The organism is Mesotoga sp. HF07.pep.5.2.highcov (assembly GCF_003666285.1).
Taxonomy (GTDB): domain Bacteria; phylum Thermotogota; class Thermotogae; order Petrotogales; family Kosmotogaceae; genus Mesotoga; species Mesotoga prima.
Genome location: NZ_JFHJ01000077.1, coordinates 1 through 1,245, shown reverse-complemented (window position 1 = coordinate 1,245; position 1,245 = coordinate 1). Strand labels below are relative to the sequence as shown.

At 44.9% G+C, this 1,245-nt stretch carries 1 protein-coding gene and 1 pseudogene; both read left to right on the top strand.

Translation table 11 applies throughout. The annotated features are described in order from the left end of the window. Nucleotides 1-12: 12 nt before the first annotated feature. Nucleotides 13-933: a tRNA pseudouridine(55) synthase TruB gene (gene truB / locus BG32_RS01410; RefSeq protein WP_006492571.1), complete on the top strand. Its 921-nt coding sequence runs from the start codon at nt 13-15 to the stop codon at nt 931-933. A gap of 1 nt (nt 934) precedes the next feature. Then, a pseudogene (locus BG32_RS01405) lies at nt 935-1,245 on the top strand (riboflavin biosynthesis protein RibF); the annotation flags it as partial.

Sequence of the window (1,245 nt, the reverse complement as noted above, 5' to 3'; positions counted from 1 at the left end):
CAAACACGAAAGATGAGTGATGGGATTATACTTGTAGACAAACCGGTCGGAATTACCTCACACGATCTTGTCAACCTCCTTCGACGTCGACTGGGGACAAAGAAGATAGGCCATGCGGGAACACTGGACCCTTTTGCCAGTGGGCTCGTTATCTCTGGGGTAAACAAGGGAACTCGGATTCTCGAGTACTTTCTTGAAATGGACAAAACATATATGACCGAGCTCGTGCTAGGAAGAATTACAGATACATTTGACATTACGGGCAGGACTGTTGAAGAGCGGAAGGTGCCGGGTTTCTCTTTCGATGAGGTTTTTAATGCACTCAAATCATTTGAAGGAGAGTATCTTCAAGTTCCTCCCGCATACTCTGCAAAGAAGTACAACGGAGAGAGGCTTTACAAACTCGCTAGAGAGGGCAAAATAATCAACCTTCCGCCAAAACCGGTTAAGATCTATTCTATCGATGACATTGGCATTTCTTATGAGAAAGTCACCTTTACAGCTAAGGTCTCAAAGGGAACTTACATCAGATCGTTGGTTATGGATATTGGGTACAAACTTGGCTGCGGCGCAACGGCTACTAAACTACGAAGGATTTCTCAGGGTAATTTCTCCGTTGATTCTGCACACCAGATCGACGATGTGTCTGATTTCTCAATAATTTCACTCGAAGATTCGATTGACTTCCTTCCAGGTCTTCTGCTAAACGATTCTGAGAGCAGCAATGTCCTCCTTGGCAAACAGATCTATGCCAGCGGAGTGGCAGGTGTTATGGGAAAGTTTGCGAAGAACGACTTAATCAGAATAATCGGTAGCGACGAACGACTATTGGCAGTCGCAAGATCAGAGCGCACTTCTTCATTCATCAAGACACTCCTAGCTAAGAATTCGCTCGAGAGAGTTGCAAAACTGGAAAAGGTTCTTGGTGCTTGATATGTATGTTGCCTGCATAGGAAATTTCGACGGCGTCCATTTGGGTCACAGAGCGATCATGCAAAAGACGGTAAACATAGCAGCCAATCTAGATTTGCAGAGTACAGCAATCTCAATTGTCTATCCCTGGGGATACTACTTTCCAAACTTCCCGGGGATAATCTATCCTGTTGCACAGAGACTTGAACTGATTCTGGCTACCGGAATTGAAAGGGTAGTAACTGTCAACATGTCAGAAATCAGGTATCTTGAACCGGAAGATTACATCTCCAGGCTGATGAGTGAAGGCATGAGAGCAATTGTAGTCGGAAG